Genomic DNA, 22555 nt, shown 5'->3' with positions numbered 1-22555 from the left:
CGCATTTTTCATCGCTATGAAAAAAACCTTTTCACCCACAATGACCTACTTTGGTTCGGTCAAAGGGGCGAAAAGGTTCACTTTTCGCGGTACCACCCTTCTTCGTGGCCATTACGACCACCTCATGAGCGATTGGCAAATCAGCCAACCGCTCTTTTTAGTAACGAGTGAAGCAATTGTTCTCCACCCGTCCAACCCTACTAGCCATATGACGTTCAGGCTGGCGCTCAGAGGTGAGTTCGTCAAGCGGCAGCATCACCGGTTCCCAGCTCCCCCGGCTCTCTGTGGATGCTGTCCCCGCTGACTACTTATCCTCGTCAACGCTTTCACATATATAAAACTTTCATTGTGCATTATCTAACACTTGCGTTGGTTTGATATACTTTTACTCCTTCAGAAACAACACGGCGTCTAAACTCTTCAAGCAGCCGTTTTGTATGCTTTCCTGGCACGCCTTCACCGATCACGCGTCCATCCACCTTCACCACTGCAATCACTTCAGCAGCTGTTCCAGTTAAAAAAACTTCATCGGCAACATAAACATCGTGGCGCGTAAACGGCTCTTCTTTTACGACATACCCAAGTTCTTGAGCAATTTCGATAATAGCTTGACGCGTAATTCCTTCCAGCGCTCCTACATATCCAGGCGGTGTATATATTACCTCGTCTTTAATAATAAAGACGTTATCTCCCGATCCTTCGGCTACATATCCTTGATCATTTAAAATCAACGCCTCGCTTACGTTAGCGAGATGTGCCTCAATTTTGACAAGAACGTTATTTAAATAGTTGAGTGACTTTACTTTTGGGCTAAGGACATCAGAACGATTTCTTCGAGTGGCAACCGTCACCACTTCAATCCCGGTTTCATATAAATGTTTAGGGAAAAGCGCTAACGGCTCAACAATAATAACGACTTGCGGCTTTTCGCATTTATACGGATCAAGCCCTAAATCGCCGACTCCGCGTGAAACAACAAGACGAATATATGCATCTTGATATTGATTTTTTCGTATCGTTTCAATAACATAATTTGTCATCTCTTCTTTTGTATAAGGAATCGTTAATAAAATCGATTTTGCTGAATTGTAGAGACGATCTATATGCTCTTTTAATCGAAACACGTTGCCGCTATAGACACGAATCCCTTCAAATACGCCATCGCCGTATAAAAAACCATGATCGTATACCGAGATTTTCGCATTTTCTTTTGTCACAAATTCACCGTTTAAAAAAATCCATTGTTCACTCAATTTTGTTCCCCTCTTCCCTGGTAGGTACAGTCTCTCGTTTGTATTGATCATTGCTGTTATTGTTCATGCGTTTGATTTATTTGAAAATTATAATAATCCTAAAACAAAAGAGAGTCAATACTATTTTTTGAATATTTAGATTGATTAAACTATTTGTATACGCTTACATATTGATAGAATCAATGAATTTTCATGTTAAAAAAATTTTTTCGTTGCCCAATAAAAAACCTCCTTTTCCACAACGGAAAAGGAGGTTTTAGCGTCCCAGGAGAGATTCGAACTCCCGACCGACGGCTTAGAAGGCCGCTGCTCTATCCAGCTGAGCTACTGGGACATATATTTCACACTATATTAATTTCACATTTTCATCCTTGATATCCTGTCTCTTCCTCTACCAGCTGATTCAAGGAAGCTTAGTGCGTCGAGACAACTCGCAGCTGTTTCATGGAAGTGTGGCTCGTCGCTGAGCTACTGGGACATGTATTTCACACTATATTAATTTCACATTTTCATCCTTGATATCCTGTCTCTTCCTCTACCAGCTGATTCAAGGAAGCTTAGTGCGTCGAGACAACTCGCAGCTGTTTCATGGAAGTATGGCTCGTCGCTGAGCTACTGGGACATGGCAATATTCACGTTATATTTTATTTTCGTTGTCTCTTCCTCTACCAGCTGATTCAAGGAAGCTTAGTGCGTCGAGACAACTCGCAGCTGTTTCATGGAAGTGTGGCTCGTCGCTGAGCTACTGGGACATGTATTTCACACTATATTAATTTCACATTTTCATCCTTGATATCCTGTCTCTTCCTCTACCAGCTGATTCAAGGAAGCTTAGTGCGTCGAGACAACTCGCAGCTGTTTCATGGAAGTATGGCTCGTCGCTGAGCTACTGGGACATGGCAATATTCACGTTATATTTTATTTTCGTTGTCTCTTCCTCTACCAGCTGATTCAAGGAAGCTTAGTGCGTCGAGACAACTCGCAGCTGTTTCATGGAAGTATGGCTCGTCGCTGAGCTACTGGGACATGTATTTCACACTATTCAATTTCACATTTTCATCCTTGATATCCTGTCTCTTCCTCTACCAGCTGATTCAAGGAAGCTTAGTGCGTCGAGACAACTCGCAGCTGTTTCATGGAAGTGTGGCTCGTCGCTGAGCTACTGGGACATGTATTTCACACTATTCAATTTCACATTTTCATCCTTGATATCCTGTCTCTTCCTCTACCAGCTGATTCAAGGAAGCTTAGTGCGTCGAGACAACTCGCAGCTGTTTCATGGAAGTATGGCTCGTCGCTGAGCTACTGGGACATGTATTTCACACTATTCAATTTCACATTTTCATCCTTGATATCCTGTCTCTTCCTCTACCAGCTGATTCAAGGAAGCTTAGTGCGTCGAGACAACTCGCAGTTGATTCATGGGAGTGTTGCTCGTTTTCCAAAGACAGTCTATATTATAGAAAAGCTTTTCGATAAAGTCAAGATAAAAAAGAGCGAGAAAAATCTCGCTCATAGGGTAAATGTTTTCGTAAGTGATGCCACTTCTTTTCCATCGAGTTCATAAAATTGAACCGTTGCTTTTCCGTCTTCTATTTGCAATAATGCGTATGTTTTTTCTTTCCGCGCTCTCGGCAACAAAATGCTTCCCGGATTAATAAATAAAATACCATCGATCATCTCAGCACCAGCGATATGAGAATGACCAAAACATACCACTTTTGCCTCTACTTCTTTCGCACGATAGTAAAGATTCATCAGCGACGTTTTCACATTATAGAGGTGACCGTGAGTAATGAAAAAGCGAACCCCTTCAATTTCTTCGGTTCGTTCATTAGGAAATTGCGTGGTGAAATCACAATTTCCGCGCACTACCAAAAAACGGGCAATTTCTTTTTGATCAAAAGGCAATTCAGAATCTCCGCAATGAATCAGCGCATTTGCTTCATGATGATGACGCGCCACGATTTCTTCTAGTTCATTCGTTAATCCATGGCTATCACTAACAATTAACACTTTCATGTTTCTTTACTCCTTATCGTTAATGATTTCATCCCACTGCTTTTCTAATTTCGCTAACGCTTTTGCTCGATGGCTGATTTGATTTTTCTCTTCTTTGGATAATTCCGCCATCGTTTTTCCTTTTTGCGGAACATAAAAAATTGGATCATACCCAAATCCGTTTTCACCCTTTGGCACTTCTGTAATGTATCCTTCACACGTTCCCTCAACGACGGTTGTGCGGCGCCCTGGAGCCGCGACAGCAAGCGCGCAATGGAAACGCGCCGTTCGCTTTTCAAAAGGAACTCCTTTCAACTCTTCCAATACTTTGGCAATGTTTTTTTGATCGTTCTTTTCTTCTCCAGCGTATCGGGCGGAATATACACCTGGTCTTCCATCTAAAGCGTCAATCGATAGGCCGGAGTCGTCGGCGATCACGATCGCATGAAAATAATGGGCCATCGCTTCCGCTTTTAATACCGCGTTTTCAGCAAACGTGCTTCCCGTTTCCTCAACATCTGGGCAATTCGGAAAATCTAGAAGCGATTTTACTTCTATTCCTTTTTTTTCAAGGAGTTCTTGAAACTCTCGCGCCTTTCCAACGTTTTTCGTCGCGATAATGACTTGTTTCATCATGTATCCCCACTTTCCTCGCTTCTCTTTATATCAATTTGCATTGCAAGTTCTCCTAACGTTTTCCGTTGAATGTCGATAAGCTGTCGAATCCCTACTTCTGCTGTATCTAGCAATTCATTTAATTGTTCTCGCGAAAATGTCGCTTCTTCTCCTGTTCCTTGAATTTCCACAAAGCGGCCAGCTCCTGTCATCACAATGTTCATATCGACTTCTGCCCGCGCGTCTTCCGCATAGTTTAAATCAAGAATAATTCCGTGCTCTGGATCGATCCCAACAGATGTAGCAGCTAGAAAATCATTCACAGGAAGTTCATCGAGTTTCTTTTCTTCCATCAATTTCGCGAATGCTAACACCATCGCTACATACGCTCCTGTAATCGACGCTGTCCGCGTTCCTCCGTCCGCTTGAATCACATCACAATCAATCCATACCGTCTTCTCGCCTAACTTGTCCAAATTAACGACAGAACGAAGCGCTCTTCCGATAAGACGTTGGATTTCCATTGTTCGCCCTGATAATTTTCCTTTGCTAGATTCCCTCACATTTCGCTGTTCTGTCGCTCTCGGCAGCATCGCATATTCCGCAGTAATCCATCCTTTTCCGCCGCCACGCATAAACGGCGGCACTTTGTCATCGATGCTTGCTGTGCAAATCACTTTCGTATCACCAACTGTAATGAATACCGACCCTTCTGCATGTTTAATAAAATGTTTCTCCATATGTACAGGACGCAGCTGTTTGTTTTCTCTGCCATCTATCCTCATAATAAAAATCCTCCTTTACATAAACAGAAAGAGGTAGCACACCGTCTACCTCTTTTTTATATCATAATATCGCATCAAACTGCTAGCTACTCTGTTGTTGCATTGTCATTTTCGAAAATAATCGCTTAAAAGCTTTCTGTATTCACTTTTTCTGGTCTTGCCACTGGTTCGGATAACGGTTTTCCATCTTCTCTAACAAGATTTGCTTTTCCATTTACCATAATAGAGACACTCTCGATTCCCTTTTGCTCCGTTAGTGAGAGAACAAGCGAATTTAATACATGATCCGAAATGACATTTTTCTTATTGCTGCCGTAAATGGCTTCGTTAAAGTTTAATGTCACTTTTCCATCTTCATATTTTGGTTTTCCAACTAACTGAGTATCTGGCTGAAACTCACTTACAAGACCGCTGCCATAGCTTGGTCCTTTAATTAATTCGTTAACCGCAGCGACAATATCATCTTTTTCTTTATTAGACACGCGGCGCGTTACTGGAACGTAGTACGTATCGTTTCCTTGTTGCGCGACAAAATAAACGGTAACTGGGTGAGTATTTGTAATATCCGCAACACCTTTGGCATCAATATTAATTCCATCAGCGCGGCTGACACCGTCTTGAATAGGTGTTTTATTGACTGGCATGACATCTTGATCATAACCGTTAATGCGAATTTTTACTCTTTTCACATTATCAAACTGTGTCAGCGTCCATGTAATGGCTTGCAAAATTCTCTTTTCATCTTCTGGTTTATAATTTGCAAATTCTGGTGAGAAATCAGCAATAATGGTGCCATCTTTCTCCAGCTTCACTCCTAATACCCTTGTATCTGCTGGCAATACAGCGCGAAACCCGTTTGGCAACAATTCCGAAACAGGGCCATCTTCCACCAAATATTCGAGCACTTGCTTTGCCACAGCATCTGTCTTCGGCAGTTCTACGGTCTGCGGCACGACAAATCCATTTTTATCAATTAAGTAAAGCTCGCGTTTTACTGTTTCGGTTGCTTTTTTCTCGTCTTTTTCTCCCCCTTGTTTTCCAGTTGTTTCTTGTAATGATTGCCCATCTTTTAAATAGCTCACATCCTGTGGCGGGTCAATTTCTTTAACAGCTTCATCCTTTCCAAATAACCCACAACCACTAAGTAATAACAGCGATGTAACAACGGATGCAGCTAGTTTCCACGTTCCTCGATGAAACATGAATTTTCCCTCCTACTCATAGTTTGTACTACTATCTATGTATACGAGCCTTTTTTGAAAATAGAATAAAAAAATCCTTTAGCTTTTACGCTAAAGGATTTTTTTATAATTCAATCGTTTGAACATTTTCAATTGGCTTTCCAAACCATTTGGAAGCAATTTTTTGGAATAGCTCCTTTGATCCTGTCGTAAAGAATAAATGTTCTGCCTCTCGTTGCCCTGTATAAAGAAGATGGCTATGATGCAAAATCGCACTAACTTCACGTGCGGTTTCATCACCGGAACAAATTAGTTTTACGCGTTTTCCCATATATTCTTTAATAAGAGGACTTAACAAAGGATAGTGAGTGCATCCTAAAATAAGGACATCCATATTGCTCGATTTAAACGGTTCAAGCGATTCAGCGACTATCTTTCTCGCTTCCTCTCCTTCGAAGTTTCCGCTCTCTACAAGCGGGACAAACTTTGGACATGCTAAACTTTCTACACGAACTCGATGGTTAATGGATTTTAGCGCCTTTTCATACGCACCGCTTTTTACTGTACCAATTGTACCAATCACACCGATATGCCCGTTTTTCGTCGCTTTTAACGCCGCGCGAGCTCCAGGATGTATCACTCCTAATACCGGAATATCGAGCTGTTCCCGAATTTCGTCTAATACGACAGCTGTTGCCGTATTACAAGCAATAACAAGCATTTTAATATTATACCGCAATAAATAATTCGTCATTTCCCATGTAAATTGACGAATTTCCTCTTTAGGGCGTGGCCCATATGGGCAACGAGCTGTATCCCCAAGATAAACAATCCGTTCTTTTGGTAACTGTCGCATAATTTCTTTTGCAACAGTTAATCCACCAACTCCTGAGTCAATAACACCAATTGCTCTTTCCAATTGATCCGCCTCATTCTTTTTTTCATTTCTTGATGTAGTTTTCGTAAGTATTTTCTAAAAAGACAATTTCTTGATTAGAAAAATTTTGCAACACTTGTACCAAATCATGTTGACGCTTTTTATCACTTCTTCGACCATTCGTTTCCCTTTTTCGAGAAGACGAATGCGTACAACTCGTCAGTCGTGCCGATCTTTTACTCTAGCAACGAGCCCGTATTTTTCCATTCTGTCTACTAAATATGTTGTGCTACATGCCAGATACATTTTGTTCAATAATTCGCCGATCATCAAGTCCTCTTCTTCCAATAGCTATTTTAGTGTGGCGAATTGCGGCGGTGTGATTGGATACTACGCTAAAATTTCACGGTCTCGTTGTTTTAAATTTGCGGCAATATATCGATCTAGCTCTGCAACAGTCTTTTCAACAAAAGACATACAATCTCCTCTACAACGGTGCATTTATTATTTTTAATGTTTTTCTACAAAAATGCAACAAAAATTACAACTTTTTATTTTATTCGACAATGTTTGATATATTCCATTTTACTCCACTTTGCCACATAATCAATGAGTAAATCGTTTTTATTTTTAAAACTAAATTTCATCTTTAAAATATAACAAACCGGCTACCTTAAAATAAGGTGAGCCGGCATTTCTTATAGTTCAAGTTCTCCCATTCGAAGCAATTCAATAACTGCTTGGGATCGCCCCTTTACCCCAAGTTTTTGCATTGCGTTCGAAATGTGGTTGCGAACCGTTTTTTCACTAATAAACAGTTCTCTGGCAATTTCTTTCGTCGTCTTATCTTGAACTAATAATTCAAATACTTCTCTCTCTCTTTTCGTTAGCAACGGCTTTGGTTGAAATGATTTATCCTTCAAGTATTGTAACCCTCCTTGCTTTCACTAGACCTGAACTGCCGGATGGGTATTATTCACCATATAGTATGTGAAAGAAGGGGTTACGGTGACGGAATTTCGCTTATCTAATAGAAAAATAGGTATTTTTTCTAAACAATTGCCGCTGCTTGGGACTGTTGGAGCATTTGTCTCATCTCATCGCTCCAAGGAACGCTTTTTGAAAGAAGGTAAACGACTTTTCCCATTGTTCCCATTGATCAATGTAATCAATCTGCTTCATTACATATCCCCCTAATAAAAATCCTCTTCATGAAAGCCATGAAGAGGATTTTCATCATTATACTTCGTCACTTCCGAAGAAGTTGCGGAACATTTGAATCGTCGCTTCACGGTTTAGCGCAGCGATCGAAGTGGTTAACGGAATTCCTTTTGGACAAGATTGCACACAGTTTTGCGAGTTACCACAGTTCGCTAAACCGCCATCACCCATAATCGCTTTCATCCGCTCCGCTTTATGCATCGCGCCTGTTGGATGGGCATTAAATAGACGTACTTGGGAAAGCGGTGCTGGACCGATGAAATTCGATTTGCTGTTGACGTTTGGACATGCTTCTAAACATACACCGCATGTCATACATTTTGAAAGCTCGTATGCCCATTGGCGTTTTCGTTCTGGCATACGCGGACCAGGACCTAAGTCATACGTTCCATCGATTGGGATCCATGCTTTTACTTTTTTCAACGAGTCAAACATACGGCTGCGGTCTACTTGCAAGTCGCGAACTACCGGGAACGTACGCATTGGTTCCAAACGAATTGGCTGTTCTAATTTATCAATTAATGCTGTGCATGCTTGACGCGGTTTGCCGTTAATAACCATCGAGCAAGCGCCGCATACTTCTTCCAAACAGTTCATTTCCCATACAACTGGGGTTGTTTTTTGCCCTTTCGCGTTAACCGGATTACGGCGAATTTCCATCAGCGCAGAAATGACGTTCATATTCGGACGATATGGAATTTCAAATTCTTCTTCGTATGGCGCAGAATCAGGACGATCTTGACGTGTTATAATGAATCGAACCGTTTTTTTCTCGCTCATCGTTTATTTCACTTCCTCTTTCTTTTTCGTGTAGTCGCGTTTGCGTGGCTTAATCAACGATACATCGACATCTTCGTAGTGGAATGCCGGTCCATCTGGGGTATAGCGTGCCATCGTTGTTTTGAGCCACTCTTCGTCATTGCGCTCTGGAAACTCCGGTTTATAGTGTGCACCACGGCTTTCGTTGCGGTTGTAAGCGCCTAGCGTAATTACCCGCGCTAGTTGAAGCATATTATATAACTGACGAATAAATGTTGCGCCTTGGTTGCTCCATTTCGACGTGTCTGTAACACTGATGTTTTTATAGCGTTCCAACAATTCCTGGATTTTCTCGTCTGTTTTCAACAACTTATCGTTGTAACGAACGATTGTAACGTTCGCTGTCATCCATTCGCCCAACTCTTTATGAAGCACATACGCGTTTTCTGTTCCATCCATGGACAAGATGTTGTTCCAACGCTCTTCTTCTTGCTTCACATAGCGGTCGTACAACGATGATGGCATTGCGTCTGCCGATTTTTCCAAACCGCGAATGTATCTAACCGCATTTGGTCCAGCAACCATGCCGCCGTAAATCGCTGATAATAAGGAGTTAGCTCCTAGACGGTTTGCGCCATGGATCGAGTAATCACATTCGCCAGCGGCAAACAATCCTTTAATGTTTGTCATTTGATCATAATCAACCCATAAGCCGCCCATCGAATAGTGAACAGCTGGGAATACTTTCATCGGCACTTTGCGAGGGTCTTCACCCATAAATTTCTCGTAAATTTCAATAATACCGCCAAGTTTGATATCTAGTTCTTTCGGATCTTTATGAGAAAGATCAAGGTATACCATGTTTTCGCCGTTGATGCCGAGCTTCAAATCAACGCAAACGTGGAAAATTTCACGAGCCGCGATATCACGAGGAACAAGGTTTCCGTAAGCCGGATATTTTTCTTCAAGGAAATACCAAGGTTTTCCGTCTTTATATGTCCAGACTCTTCCGCCTTCCCCTCGGGCTGACTCACTCATGAGACGCAGTTTATCGTCTCCCGGAATCGCCGTCGGGTGAATTTGGATAAATTCCCCGTTTGCATAGTACGCGCCTTGTTGATAGACGATAGACGCTGCTGAACCTGTGTTGATGATCGAGTTCGTCGATTTTCCAAAAATGACTCCTGGTCCGCCTGTCGCCATAATGACCGCGTCCGCAGGAAACGCTTTAATTTCCATTGTTTTTAAATCTTGCGCAACGATTCCTCGGCAAATTTGTTCATCATCTAAAACAACGCCTAAAAACTCCCATCCTTCATATTTTGTGACAAGTCCAGCCACTTCATGGCGGCGCACTTGTTCATCAAGCGCATATAATATCTGCTGGCCTGTCGTTGCCCCTGCGTATGCAGTACGGTGATGCTGCGTTCCACCGAAGCGGCGGAAATCAAGCAACCCTTCAGGAGTACGGTTGAACATGACTCCCATGCGGTCAAGCATATAAATGATGCTTGGCGCTGCCTCACACATCGCTTTTACCGGAGGCTGGTTCGCTAAAAAGTCACCGCCATATACGGTATCATCGAAATGTTCCCAAGGAGAGTCGCCTTCCCCTTTCGTATTTACCGCACCGTTAATCCCACCTTGTGCACAGACAGAGTGAGACCGCTTAACAGGTACGAGCGAGAACAATTCTACAGGTACGCCTGCTTCCGCGATTTTAATCGTTGCCATTAGACCAGCTAGACCGCCACCAACTACTATGATTTTTCCTTTTTTCATTGCTACTCACTCCCTAAAAGATTGCTAGTTGTAGATTAAGCGAATGCCAAAATAGCACGAATGCCGACGATGGAAAGCGCGACAAAAATAAGCATTGTCACATAGGTGAAAACTTGCTGTGAACGAGGAGATACTGTTATACCCCAGCTTACACAGAAAGACCATAAACCATTCGCAAAATGGAATACTGTTGATAAAATTCCGACAATATAAAATGCAAGCATAGCCGGATTATCGACGATATTAGCCATCATTTCATAGTTTACTTCCGCACCAAAAGCAGCTTGAACACGAGTTTCCCACACATGCCATGTCACAAAAATTAATGTGATAATTCCAGTGATCCGCTGTAACATAAACATCCAGTTGCGGAAATATCCGTAACTTCCCACATTAAATTTCGCTGTAAAAGCGATGTAAAGCCCATAAATGGCATGGAACAATAGCGGAAGAAAAATGACGAATATTTCTAAAAAATAGCGGAATGGCAAATTCTCCATAAAGGAAGCAGCACGGTTAAACGCTTCCGGCCCTCTTGTCGCAAAATGGTTTACGACTAAATGTTGTACTAAAAAGATCCCTACTGGAATGACTCCTAACAGCGAATGGAGCCGACGGTAATAAAATTCGCGATTTCCTGCCATATGTAAACCCCCTTTGAATAATAACAATGAAAATAATGCGCTCCCCATCCACAAAAATGAAAAGGTAATGATTCATAGAATGTAATTGCTTCCATTACCATAATCATTGTGTCACATTCATTGTACTCTCACATTGTACAAGCGTCAAGAAAACAAAGTCATAAAATGTTCAAACATTTGAATATTTAAACAACATCCAATCATAAGAAAGATAATGCATGCTCCCCTCCATTTCGCTATAATGTTAGAGTAGATAGAAAGAGGGGAAGCATGTGAAACTACCATCGCTAGAAGAACAATATAAAGCATTAGAAAACATTCATATTTCCGCATTTGGCTCTGAACTGATTCGGCAAATTCTTCTTCCTGAATTGCTCGGAAAAGAAACAGCAAGCATTTTATACTGGGCTGGTAAAAGCTTGGCGCGCCATTATCCGCTAGAAACGATATCCGATATCATCACGTTTTTTGAAAAAGCTGGATGGGGAACCCTTTCCGTTTTGGAAGAAGGAAAGGACGAGCTTCACGTTGAGTTGACAGGTCCGATCATCGCCGCGCGATTTGCTCTTCACGAAAATTGTACATTTCAGTTGGAAGCAGGATTTCTAGCCCAACAAATTGAGCATCAAAAACGCCGCGTTGCCGAAGCGTTCGAACAACAAAAGAAACGTGCTAATAAAGTGTTAATCACCATTAAATGGGATCGCAAAGATGAAATAAATAGCTAAGAGCCTGCGAATGCAGGCTTTTGTCATTTTTATGAGCGCAGCGCTACGGTTTCTTCGGCAAGCCCGAATGCTTCGTGAAGCGCCTCGACGGCCGAAACCATATATTTTTCGTCAATGACCGTGGAAATTTTAATTTCTGACGTGCTGACCATTTTTATTTCAATGCCTTGATTCGCTAGCGCTTCAAACATTTGCGCAGCTACTCCCGGATTAGAAATCATACCGGAGCCGACAATCGATACTTTTGCTAAACCAGTTTCATATTGCACATTTGCTCCTTTTAACGATTGTAATACTTGGATCGTTTCTTGCAGATCTTCCGTGCGAATCGAAAAAGAAACAGACGTTGTTTCGGAATTCGTCGCGCTTTGAATAATAATATCTACATTGATGCCACGGTTCGCAAGAGCCGTAAAAATGGTCGGCAATGTATATAAACTATTTTCGATTCCATCCACCGTTACTCTCGTTACTTGATCTTCAAACGCGATTCCTCGTACGATTAAATGCTGCTCCATCGAAACTTCCTCCTTTACCATCGTTCCTCTTTCGTTTTCCATGCTCGAACGCACTTCCAGCGGCACTTCGTAGTTTTTCGCAAATTCCACGGCGCGCGGATGCAATACTCCTGCCCCTAAATTGGCCAACTCAAGCATTTCATCATAGGAGATCTCTTTTATTTTTCTTGCTGTTTTCACATAACGCGGGTCTGTTGTAAACACGCCGGTTACGTCTGTATAAATATCGCATTTATCCGCTTTTAATGCTGCCGCTAGCGCCACCGCTGTTGTATCGGAACCGCCGCGGCCGAGCGTGGTGATTTCCCCTGTTTCCGTTACTCCTTGAAACCCCGCAACGATCACAATTGCCCCTTCATCAAGGTGGCGGTGGATTCTCGTCGTATCCATGTTCATAATTCGGGCATTGCCGTGCATTTCTTCCGTCATAATTCCCGCTTGCCATCCTGTCAATGAAACAGCTTTATATCCTTTTTCGTGAAGCGCCATTGCCAAAAGCGCGATGCTCACTTGTTCCCCTGTCGAAAGAAGCATATCCATTTCCCGTTTGCTAGGATGATTGGAAATTTGATTCGCTAAGTTGACAAGCTCATCAGTCGTTTTTCCCATTGCCGAAACAACAACGACAACTTCATTTCCTTTTTGGGCTTCCTCAATGACCCGATTCGCCACATGTTGAATTCTTTCGATGGAACCAACAGACGTTCCGCCAAACTTTTGTACAATGATTCCCAATTCGTCTCACCCTTTACCATGAATATCGTTTATTTGTTTGCAAATAAAAACAGCAATGAGAGAAATCTCATTGCTGTGCATCACGAAAGCGAAAAAAGCGAATTCGCCCCGCACAGTGAGATAGCTCTCCAAGATGAATCACATCTTGACAGTCCTACATTTCTTAAACGCAGGACCAGCGGAAAAAGCAATGAGACTTTTTCCACTTCGGCGACGCTCCCCTTTCCACACTCATCATCGGAACTCATTTTCCTCCGAATGTGTACTCTTGAAGTTCGCACCTCTATCTTCACTTTGGCGTTTGGAAGTGTATAAATATGAAATTTATTGCAATCATATCAAACTTTCGTATTGTTGACAATATTATTCTCGCAATTTCTTATAAATTTTTTCAGCAACAGAGCGCGGAATGTTTGCTTTTTGCAATTCTTCTACCGTTGCTTCTTTCATGTTTTTAATGGATCCGAAATGCTTTAATAACGCTTTTTTTCGCTTTTCCCCAACGCCGGGGATGTCATCTAACACAGAATGAAACATCGTTTTTCCACGCGTTTGCCGGTGAAAGGCAACCGCAAACCGATGCACTTCGTCTTGGATGCGCTGCAATAAATAAAACTCTTGGCTGTTTCTTTCTAATGGAACAACTTGCGGCGGATCCCCCATGATTAACTCGGATGTGCGATGCTTGTCGTCTTTGGCAAGCCCAGCGAGCGGAATATCAAGTCCTAATTCGTTTTCAAGCACATCCCTTACCGCAGCTAAATGCCCTTTTCCTCCGTCAATAATAATCAAATCGGGAAGTGGGAGGCCTTCTTTGAGCACGCGAGTATAACGTCTTCTTACCACCTCGCGCATCGATTCATAGTCATCCGGTCCCTCTACGGTTTTGACTTTATATTTGCGGTACTCTTTTTTCTCCGGTTTTCCATCGATAAAAACTACCATGGCTGAAACAGGATCCGCGCCATGAATATTGGAATTGTCAAACGCCTCAATGCGATGCGGGGTCGGAATTCCTAATATTTTTCCTAAGTTTTCCACAGCTTTGATCGTTCGTTCTTCATCCCGCACAATTAAGTAAAATTTTTCTTTCAAAGCAATTGCCGCATTTTTGCTTGCTAAATCAACCAGTTCTTTTTTCTTTCCTTTTTTCGGCTGAACAACCTTTACTTCCAGCAGCTGCTCGGCAAGTTCGCCGTCAATGTCAGCAGGCAAAATGACCTCTTTCGGCTTAAAGTGGTTCGCTTTGGTATAAAACTGTCCTAAAAACGTCAGCAATTCCTCATCTGGGTCTTGATACATCGGAAACATCGATACATCTCGCTCGATCAACTTTCCTTGACGAATGAAAAATACTTGTACGCACATCCATCCTTTGTCATAGGCATAACCGAACACATCGCGATCAACGAAATCGTTCATGGTCATCTTCTGCTTTTCCATCGTTGCTTCAATATGGGCAATTTGATCACGGTATTCTTTTGCCCGTTCGAATTCGAGCGCTTCGGCTGCTTTCATCATCTTTTCTGCAAGCTCTTCTTTTACTTCTTTATACCCGCCGTTTAAAAAGCGGACGATTTGTTCAACGATTTCTTTATTTTGTTGTTCGGACACCGGATGCACGCACGGTGCAAGACATTGTCCCATATGATAATATAAACAAACACGGTTCGGCATGGTCGAGCATTTGCGCAACGGATAAATGCGGTCTAACAGTTTCTTCGTTTCGTTTGCCGCCTGTACATGCGGATACGGCCCGAAATATTTTCCGCCGTCTTTTTTCACTTTTCGCGTAATGATTAGGCGAGGATGCTTCTCCGCGGTAATTTTTATAAACGGATAGCTTTTGTCATCCTTAAGCATCACGTTATATTTTGGATCGTACTTTTTAATTAAGTTCATTTCCAAAATGAGCGCTTCGATGTTCGAAGAAGTGACAATATATTCGAAATCGGCAATTTCGTTGACAAGCCGCAGCGTTTTTCCGTCATGCGTTCCGGTGAAATACGAACGCACGCGGTTTTTCAGCACTTTTGCTTTGCCGACGTATATGACCGTACCGTTTTTATCTTTCATCAAATAACATCCCGGCTGCTCCGGGAGCACAGCTAATTTTTCTTTTAAGTGATCATGCATCATAATCACTCCATCAAATTAATTCATCCATTCATACAGCGTAATGTTTCCGTACACTGGATCTGCGAGTGTGCTGGAACGATATGTTTTCACTTTCCGCACATGGCGGGAAAGGGAAATCCCTTGCGCTTGAAAGCCTTTGACCACATGATCTGTCATATAAATTTTAACATGTCGATAGTTCTTCTTGTCTTGTAAAAAAAATGAAAAATGCAGCACGTCTTTATGCGGAAAGTCCACATCGAGGTATTGCAGCACGCGTGTTTCTTCCCTTGTATACAGAACAAATTTCTCTTTACTATTTTGTAAATCATACGCTAATTGATAGGTTGCTGGCAACTGTAATGCTTGTTCGCGCATATGCCATGTTCCCGTTGCGAGTTGTGCGGCTAACACTGCCAGCGCTATGCTCCATCGGTACATAGACATATGATTGCGGAGAAAGCAAATCCATCCGTACAACAAAACAAGATGAACAAGCGGGAGAATATGGCGCGGTTTTTCGATATTTTGTGCAAATAACCCCCAAAGAAAATAAACGAATCCAGAAATAAGAAGCCAGCGCGGGAACGTGGTGTGAGTAAAATGTTTGTGGGAGAAATTCTTAGAATTCCCCGATGAGGGGGTTGGGAACGTAGGTTCGCAATCTCTCTCATCGGGGCCACCAAGCGAAGCCGCGGTAGGATCCGAAGTCCAAAACATGAAAAAGGACTCTCTCCCTGGTAAGATATTCATTGACCACACTATCAAACAGGAGGAGAGAGTCCCATGAATATTCAACAACATCTTATCACAAATTCGTTGTCATGGAAAGAGATCGAACTTGATTTGTTTCGAGCCTTGCAAAACGCCTTCGCCGAGCTGTTTACGGCTCTGTTGGAGGACATCGACCGACAATTGACGGAAACCCGGAACAAGCGCCGATACCACTTGAAAGACAAACGACGCACCACGATTCAAACCCTGTTTGGCGAAGTCACCTTTGAGCGAAACTACTATGATTTAACGGTAAGTTCAGCTGCCCGGTATGCTTCTTCTAAATGCGGGCAACCGGATAAAATAAAGTATTGGAAATAAAAAAGAGATTCAGACAATATATTGCCTGAATCTCTTTGAAGAAAAATGAATTATACGTGTTTTTCCAATAGTTGAACAAGCGCTTCTTTCGGCTGATAGCCGATCGTTTTGTCAACAAGCTCGCCATTTTTGAAAACAAGCAATGTTGGAATGCTCATCACGCCGAACTTAGACGCTGTTTCTGGGTTTTCGTCGACGTTTACTTTTACGATTTTTACTTTGTCGCCCATTACTTGATCTACTTCTTCAAGAACCGGCGCAACCATGCGGCAAGGTCCACACCATGGCGCCCAGAAATCGACTAATGTTAGGCCTTCTTTCGTTTCTGCCGCAAATGTTTGATCTGTCGCATTTACAATCGCCATTTTAAATTCCTCCTATTCGCTATGATACTGTAAGCAAAGTATATCACGTAATGGAGTTTAGTGCGAATATTTTGCTTCGTTTCTAATATTCGCTTTCTGGCAGGAATTATGCCTTCGAGCAGACAGCAGAAAACGAGCAAAGCAATTCGCTTTGCCCGTTTCGTAAAAAATTTATGAATGCACTTTTAATTTTTTAAATTCTTCCGTTAACAACGGAACAACTTCAAACAAATCTCCGACAATACCGTAATCAGCGACTTTGAAAATGTTTGCCTCTGGGTCTTTGTTAATCGCTACGATGACTTTCGAGTTCGACATACCAGCTAAATGTTGAATCGCTCCGGAAATCCCGCAGGCGATATAAAGGTCTGGCGTAACGACTTTCCCAGTTTGGCCGATTTGAAGCGAATAATCGCAATATCCCGCATCGCACGCACCGCGTGATGCACCGACAGCACCGCCTAATACTTCGGCAAGCTCTTGCAGCGGCTTAAAGCCTTCCGCGCTTTTCACACCGCGTCCGCCGGCAACAATGACTTTCGCCTCAGATAGGTCGACTCCTTCCGCTGTTTTACGAACGACTTCTTTTACAATTGTACGCAAATCTTTAATGTCGACAGAAACGTTCGATACTTCTCCGGAACGCGATTCATCACGTTCTAACGGTTGAATGTTGTTCGGACGAACAGTGACAAAAATGATGCCGTCTGTAACGATTTTCTTTTCAAACGCTTTTCCAGAGTAAATCGGACGTGTAAAGATAAGGTTGCCCCCAGCTTCTTCCACAGACACCACGTCGGAAACAAGGCCAGAGTTTAATTTGACCGCTAATTTCGGCGATAAGTCTTTTCCTAATGAGGTATGGCCCAATACGATCCCTTCTGGGTTTTCCGCGTCAATCACTGCTTTCAGCGCTTGAGAATAGCCGTCAGATGTATAATTTTTTAAATTTGGATGCTCTACCACAACGACGCGGTCGGCGCCGTGGAAAAATAACTCATTGGCATACGATTGGACGCTTTCACCGACAAGGACGGATACGACTTCCCCGCCTTGGGCAATCGTTTTTGCCGCTGCGATCGCCTCAAACGAAACGTTTCTTAATGATCCATCACGAACTTCTGCTAACGTCAGTACTTTGCGTGCCATCTTTCAGTCCCCCTATTATGAAAAATTACACCACTTTTGCTTCTGAACGTAAAAGTTGAACAAGCTCTTTTACTTGATCAGCGATTTCACCTTGAAGAATTTTTCCCGCTTCTCTTTTTGGCGGCAAGAATATTTCGATCGTTTTCGTTTTCGCCGCAACATCGTCTTCATCCAAATCCAAGTCATCTAATTCCAATTCATCAAGCGGTTTCTTTTTCGCCTTCATAATGCCTGGAAGCGAAGGATAGCGCGGCTCGTTAAGTCCTTGTTGCGCTGTCACAAGCAGTGGAAGCGACGTTTCGATCACTTCTTCGTCTCCTTCCACATCGCGGACGATCGTTACTTTATCGCCGTCAATATCTAGTTTCGTAATTGTCGTCACATACGGGATTCCCAGCAATTCCGCTACGCGCGGACCAACTTGTCCCGAACCGCCGTCAATGGCGACATTTCCTGCCAAAATCAAATCAGGGTTTTTGTCTTTTAAATATTCGGCAAGAACTTTCGCCGTTGTGTATTGATCTTGTTCTTCAACATCTTCTTCAATATTAATGAGCACCGCCTTATCGCAGCCCATCGCTAGCGCCGTACGCAATTCTTTTTCCGCATCCTCATTGCCCACCGTTACAACTGTTACTTCACCGCCATGTTTGTCGCGTACTTGAATCGCTTCCTCAATTGCGTATTCATCGTACGGGTTGATAATAAATTCTGCTCCTTCTTCGTTTACTCTGCCATCTGCAATCGTAATTTTTTCTTCTGTATCGAATGTGCGCTTCATTAAGACGAAAATGTTCATGTGAGTCCCTCCTTGTTTTGATTAAACATTACTTCAGTTTTAAAGATTCCGTCAATTAAAAACATTATTTACCATGAAAGACCGGCGGACGCTTTTCAATGAACGCTTGCACTCCTTCTTTCGCGTCTTCTGTTGTGAACATGCTTCCAAACAGCTCCGCTTCCTCACGCACTGCTTCCTGGAATGGTTTTTCTTTAAAAGAATTTAAAAGCTGCAATGTAGCGCGAACCGAAATCGGGCCTTTTTGCGCGATTTTTTTCGCCAGTTTTTTTGCTTCCTCGAGCAATTGTTCTTCTGGCACCGCTTTGTTTGCTAATCCCCACTGCACCGCTTCTGCTCCGGTAATCGGCTCGCTCGTCAACATCATCTCAGCCGCTTTGCCGAAGCCGACGTAGCGAGGAAGCCGCTGCGTGCCGGCAAAGCCAGGTATGATGCCAAGCTGCAGCTCTGGCAGGCCGAGTTTGGCGTTTTCGGAAACAATGCGGATATGGCAGCTCATCGCCAGCTCCAGTCCACCGCCTAGCGCTGCGCCATGGATGGCCGCAATCACTGGCTTTGGAAAGCGCTCGATTCGTTCCAACACTTGCTGTCCATTTTGCGACAGCGCTGTCGCTTCATCGCTGGACGCTATAGAAGTAAACTCTTTAATATCCGCTCCTGCGGAGAAAAATCTTCCTTCGCCGTGAAGAAGCACAACACGGACGTTATCATCCGCCTCCAGCTCATCGAGCAAGGTTGAAAGCTCTTTCAATACAGCGGATGAAAGAGCGTTTGCCGGCGGACGAGAAAACGTTACGTCCGCGACAAACTCTTCTTTATGGATACGAAAAAATTCCATCTCCTCTTCTCCCCCTTTAAACAAATATGCTGTCTTACGAAGATGCACAACCCTTTGTTAACAATTCATACACTGGATTTGCTAATGCGACTAGATCATACTTTTGCTCGTTCATTACCCATGTCGTCACTGTTTCGTCAATCGCTCCAAAAATCATTTGCCTTGCAAGCCGAATATCTAAATCACGGCGAAACTCGCCTTTTTCGATTCCTTCTTTTACAATTTCGTCAATAATGCGCAAATATCTTTTTAACACATCGTTAATGCGATGTCGCAATTCTTTGTTCGATTGACGCAATTCCAGTTGAGTAACGATGGCTAAATGATGATCTGCGGCCAGTGATTCAAAATGTTTCTTTACTAATACGTACAATTTCTCTAAAGGACTCGAAATTCCTGCTATCTCTTGTTCAATTTTCTCAATAAAGGAGCCCATTTTTTCCTCAAACACCGATATAAGAATGTCTTCTTTATTTTTAAAATAAAGATAAATCGTGCCGTCTGCGACCCCGGCTCGTTTCGCGATTTTTGATACTTGCGCCTGGTGGTATCCATTTTCAGCAATCACTACCACCGCTGCATCGATAATTTGTTTAAATTTTGGCTTATCTCTCCTCAACATTCATTCTCCTTTACAAAAAACATGAATGATCGTTCATTCATGTTTTCATTTTAAGGACTCCTTATTTATTTTGTCAAGATGATCTTTTGAAAAAGCTTCAACAATCTTCATCCTTTCTTCATTTCTTCCTCCAGCAATGCTCTTCGCAAAATTTTCCCAACCGCTGTTTTTGGAAGTTCTTTGCGAAATTCGTACATTCGCGGCACTTTATATGCCGCCAATCGGCTTCGCATAAATTGGTCCAATTCCTCTTGTGTGCATTGCTCTCCTTGTTTAAGAACGACAAACGCTTTTACCGTTTCTCCACGATATTCATCTGGAACGCCAATAACTACTGCTTCCTGCACTTTTGGATGTTCATATAATACTTCTTCCACTTCACGCGGATAAATGTTGTAGCCGCTTGCAATAATCATATCTTTTTTCCGGTCGACGATATAGAAATAACCGCGCTCATCCATATAACCAACATCTCCCGTATATAACCATCCGTCACGTAAAACATTCTCTGTTTCATGCGGCTGATTCCAGTATCCTTTCATCACTTGCGGTCCGCGAATAATAAGTTCACCAATTTCATTGGCTTTTGCTTCTTCCCCTGTTTCCAATGATATAATTTTCGCTTCCGTATCTGGCCATGGCACCCCGATGCTTCCTTTTACCCGCTTTCCATCCCATACAAAATTACTGTGAGTAACCGGCGATGCTTCCGTTAACCCATATCCTTCAATCAGTTTTCCACCAGTCAATTTTTCAAATTTTTCCTGAACTTCCACCGGCAATGGTGCTGATCCGCTAATGCATACTTTGATCGATGACAAATCATAGCGCGATAAATTCGGGTGATTTAAAAGCGCAATATATATCGTCGGCGCTCCAGGAAACAACGTTGGTCTTAGTTTTTCAATCGTTTTTAATGTTGTTTCCGCATCAAATTTCGGCAAAAGAATCATTTTATACGCTTGCATAATCGCTAAATTCATGATCGTTGTCATGCCATACACATGGAAAAACGGCAAAACTCCCAAAATCGACTCCGTTCCTTTTCCGCATCGATACATCCAATGAGCGCACATCAACGTATTGGCGATTAAATTTCGGTGCGTAAGCATTGCCGCTTTTGGAACGCCGGTTGTTCCTCCGGTATACTGCAATAACGCGACATCTTCAACAGGGTCGATCTCCACGTTTGGCTCCATTGCGTTCGGACGGGCTATTATTTTGGAAAATAGATGCTGGTCGCTCCGTTCTTCCACTTTGACAATCACTGGCTGCTGCTTCCGCTGCATGAATGGATATAGCCATTTTTTTATCGTTGGCAAATAGTCTTTAATGCTCGTAATAATAAGATGTTTCACTTTTGTATTTGCTTTTACTTTCGCTGCTTTTGGATAAAGCATATCTAATGTGATGAGCACCGTTGCTCCGCTGTCGTTTAGCTGATATTCCAATTCGTGCTCCGTATAAAGCGGATTGGTCTGCACGACAATGCCGCCCGCGAACAGCACACCATAATAGCTGATAACCGCTTGTGGACAGTTTGGCAGCATAATCGACACACGATCCCCTTTTTGCAGTCCGATTTGTTTCAAATAATTTGCCAATGTGAGCGCCTGTTCATAAACTTCACGAAATGTAAGCGTTTTCCCAAAGAAATAAATCGCATCATGCTCGCCAAATTCCGCCGCCGTTTCCCGCAAGTAATCAGGCAATGTTTTATTAGGATAGTCAAGGTGATGCGGAATTTCCGGCGGATAATGAGTAAGCCATGGTTTTTCCATCGTACTCCCCCTTATCAAAAAAATTTCAGATGGTTTATTTTTATTTTATTACACTTTTTTGAATTTTACATCAAAAAAAACGCCCTATCTCATAGGGCGTTAAAAAAACAAATAGATGACGCCGATAAGAACAAAAAACACACATAGTATAAACAATAATTTTGCCAATGTTTCCATCGTTTTGTTTTTCCACGCTAAATAGACGATGCCAATGATCAAAAAAATTCCACATAAAACAAGCAACATTCTTACTAATGTCTCCATCTTTTAACTCCCTTTACCGAATTCCTTCTCCAATAACAAACGATAAGCCGATGGAAATAACCATGGAAATCAGCCCAACCGCCCGATTGTCTTTCGCAATCTCTTCGTCGATATTAAACTTTGGAGTAAGAAACTCATAAATAAAATACGCAACGAGTAGCAAAATAAAGCCATACACTCCCCAGCCGATCATCGCCAGCAGTGATTCATGATGGCGAAGAGCATAGCGAAAAATATTGGCAATACCAAAAATTTTCCCGCCTGTTGCCATCGCCACCGCGACATTTCCTTTTTGAATCTCTTCCCAATTTTTATATTTTGTCACTAGCTCAAATATAGTTAAAAACACGACCATGCATAAAACAGCCACGCTAAAATTGGCGGCAATCTTTACGATTTCGTTTTCCCAAAACGAACTCATCACG

General features: G+C 42.5%; 21 protein-coding genes, 1 tRNA gene, 3 pseudogenes, 1 riboswitch and 1 other annotated feature. Of the genes and pseudogenes, 2 read left to right on the top strand and 23 right to left on the bottom strand.

The annotated features are described in order from the left end of the window. Positions 1–60 precede the first annotated feature (60 nt). Positions 61–330: a binding site (T-box leader), on the bottom strand. A 23-nt stretch (positions 331–353) separates the two neighbouring features. The 12 genes and pseudogenes from ilvE to FNL97_RS04195 all read right to left on the bottom strand — a co-directional run bounded on the left by ilvE (position 354) and on the right by FNL97_RS04195 (position 11118). Then, positions 354–1253 (bottom strand): branched-chain-amino-acid transaminase, encoded by a 900-nt coding sequence (gene ilvE, locus FNL97_RS04250; protein ID WP_143415101.1) that lies wholly within the window; start codon positions 1251–1253, stop codon positions 354–356. 260 nt (positions 1254–1513) lie between these two features. Further along, positions 1514–1587 (bottom strand) — tRNA-Arg (locus FNL97_RS04245). Positions 1588–2765: 1178 nt separating this feature from the next. Beyond that, positions 2766–3275, bottom strand: coding sequence for a metallophosphoesterase family protein (locus FNL97_RS04240; protein ID WP_062677866.1), 510 nt, complete (start codon positions 3273–3275; stop codon positions 2766–2768). A 6-nt stretch (positions 3276–3281) separates the two neighbouring features. Continuing rightward, complete coding sequence (locus FNL97_RS04235; RefSeq protein WP_062677865.1) at positions 3282–3887, bottom strand: XTP/dITP diphosphatase; 606 nt, start codon at positions 3885–3887, stop codon at positions 3282–3284. After that, entirely contained in the window at positions 3887–4654 is a 768-nt protein-coding gene (gene rph / locus FNL97_RS04230) for a ribonuclease PH (RefSeq protein WP_015864706.1), read from the bottom strand. Before rph ends, FNL97_RS04235 begins: the two co-directional genes overlap by 1 nt. Positions 4655–4779: 125 nt before the next feature. Beyond that, positions 4780–5856 (bottom strand): GerMN domain-containing protein, encoded by a 1077-nt coding sequence (locus FNL97_RS04225; protein WP_015864707.1) that lies wholly within the window; start codon positions 5854–5856, stop codon positions 4780–4782. Between the two features lie 103 nt (positions 5857–5959). Next, a complete protein-coding gene (gene racE / locus FNL97_RS04220; protein WP_062677864.1) occupies positions 5960–6754 on the bottom strand; it encodes a glutamate racemase in 795 nt (264 codons plus the stop codon). Then, positions 6709–7189: pseudogene (locus tag FNL97_RS18300) on the bottom strand (MarR family winged helix-turn-helix transcriptional regulator). Before FNL97_RS18300 ends, racE begins: the two are co-directional and overlap by 46 nt. A gap of 221 nt (positions 7190–7410) precedes the next feature. Continuing rightward, complete coding sequence (locus tag FNL97_RS04210) at positions 7411–7635, bottom strand: helix-turn-helix domain-containing protein (RefSeq protein WP_003248783.1); 225 nt, start codon at positions 7633–7635, stop codon at positions 7411–7413. Positions 7636–7951: 316 nt separating this feature from the next. After that, positions 7952–8713, bottom strand: coding sequence for a succinate dehydrogenase iron-sulfur subunit (gene sdhB, locus FNL97_RS04205; RefSeq protein WP_015864710.1), 762 nt, complete (start codon positions 8711–8713; stop codon positions 7952–7954). Between the two features lie 3 nt (positions 8714–8716). Beyond that, entirely contained in the window at positions 8717–10474 is a 1758-nt protein-coding gene (gene sdhA / locus FNL97_RS04200; protein ID WP_015864711.1) for a succinate dehydrogenase flavoprotein subunit, read from the bottom strand. Positions 10475–10509: 35 nt separating this feature from the next. Continuing rightward, positions 10510–11118 carry a succinate dehydrogenase cytochrome b558 subunit gene (locus FNL97_RS04195; RefSeq protein ID WP_143415100.1) on the bottom strand — a complete coding sequence of 203 codons (609 nt, stop codon included), beginning with the start codon at positions 11116–11118 and terminating at the stop codon, positions 10510–10512. A gap of 272 nt (positions 11119–11390) precedes the next feature. Here FNL97_RS04195 and FNL97_RS04190 point away from each other — a divergent pair, with 272 nt between their 5' ends. Next, positions 11391–11846 (top strand): YslB family protein, encoded by a 456-nt coding sequence (locus FNL97_RS04190; RefSeq protein WP_062677862.1) that lies wholly within the window; start codon positions 11391–11393, stop codon positions 11844–11846. Positions 11847–11875: 29 nt separating this feature from the next. Here FNL97_RS04190 and FNL97_RS04185 read toward each other — a convergent pair whose 3' ends face one another. The 3 genes and pseudogenes from FNL97_RS04185 to FNL97_RS04175 all read right to left on the bottom strand — a co-directional run. Next, positions 11876–13099 (bottom strand): aspartate kinase, encoded by a 1224-nt coding sequence (locus FNL97_RS04185; protein ID WP_143415099.1) that lies wholly within the window; start codon positions 13097–13099, stop codon positions 11876–11878. A gap of 113 nt (positions 13100–13212) precedes the next feature. After that, a riboswitch (Lysine riboswitch) is annotated at positions 13213–13393 on the bottom strand. A 69-nt stretch (positions 13394–13462) separates the two neighbouring features. Then, positions 13463–15235, bottom strand: coding sequence for an excinuclease ABC subunit UvrC (gene uvrC, locus FNL97_RS04180; protein ID WP_062677860.1), 1773 nt, complete (start codon positions 15233–15235; stop codon positions 13463–13465). Positions 15236–15253: 18 nt separating this feature from the next. Continuing rightward, positions 15254–15805 (bottom strand): annotated as a pseudogene (locus FNL97_RS04175) (nucleoporin-interacting protein); the annotation flags it as partial. Positions 15806–16003: 198 nt separating this feature from the next. Between FNL97_RS04175 and FNL97_RS04170 the strand changes: the two are divergent. Then, positions 16004–16234, top strand: a pseudogene (locus FNL97_RS04170) (UPF0236 family transposase-like protein); the annotation flags it as partial. Positions 16235–16362: 128 nt separating this feature from the next. Here the strand turns inward: FNL97_RS04170 and trxA are convergent. The 8 genes from trxA to FNL97_RS04135 form a co-directional block, all read right to left on the bottom strand. Further along, complete coding sequence (gene trxA, locus FNL97_RS04165) at positions 16363–16677, bottom strand: thioredoxin (protein WP_015864729.1); 315 nt, start codon at positions 16675–16677, stop codon at positions 16363–16365. Between the two features lie 171 nt (positions 16678–16848). Next, the gene (locus tag FNL97_RS04160) at positions 16849–17826 is read right to left on the bottom strand and encodes an electron transfer flavoprotein subunit alpha/FixB family protein (protein WP_015864730.1); all 978 of its coding nucleotides are present in this window, start codon (positions 17824–17826) and stop codon (positions 16849–16851) included. 25 nt (positions 17827–17851) lie between these two features. Continuing rightward, a complete protein-coding gene (locus FNL97_RS04155) occupies positions 17852–18625 on the bottom strand; it encodes an electron transfer flavoprotein subunit beta/FixA family protein (RefSeq protein WP_015864731.1) in 774 nt (257 codons plus the stop codon). Between the two features lie 64 nt (positions 18626–18689). Beyond that, complete coding sequence (locus FNL97_RS04150; RefSeq protein ID WP_143415098.1) at positions 18690–19463, bottom strand: enoyl-CoA hydratase; 774 nt, start codon at positions 19461–19463, stop codon at positions 18690–18692. A 34-nt stretch (positions 19464–19497) separates the two neighbouring features. Then, positions 19498–20082 (bottom strand): fatty acid metabolism transcriptional regulator FadR, encoded by a 585-nt coding sequence (fadR, locus tag FNL97_RS04145; RefSeq protein ID WP_062677886.1) that lies wholly within the window; start codon positions 20080–20082, stop codon positions 19498–19500. Positions 20083–20192: 110 nt separating this feature from the next. Next, positions 20193–21866 (bottom strand): long-chain-fatty-acid--CoA ligase, encoded by a 1674-nt coding sequence (locus FNL97_RS04140; RefSeq protein WP_143415097.1) that lies wholly within the window; start codon positions 21864–21866, stop codon positions 20193–20195. 99 nt (positions 21867–21965) lie between these two features. Continuing rightward, the gene (locus tag FNL97_RS17900; protein ID WP_167317814.1) at positions 21966–22130 is read right to left on the bottom strand and encodes a hypothetical protein; all 165 of its coding nucleotides are present in this window, start codon (positions 22128–22130) and stop codon (positions 21966–21968) included. 13 nt (positions 22131–22143) lie between these two features. After that, positions 22144–22551, bottom strand: coding sequence for a DUF350 domain-containing protein (locus tag FNL97_RS04135; RefSeq protein ID WP_015864736.1), 408 nt, complete (start codon positions 22549–22551; stop codon positions 22144–22146). Between the last annotated feature and the right edge of the window lie 4 nt (positions 22552–22555).

It is taken from the genome of Geobacillus sp. E263 (genome assembly GCF_007197795.1).
GTDB lineage: Bacteria > Bacillota > Bacilli > Bacillales > Anoxybacillaceae > Parageobacillus_B > Parageobacillus_B toebii.
The sequence above is the reverse complement of the archived record's forward strand: the minus strand, read 5'-3'. Positions and strand labels throughout refer to the sequence as shown.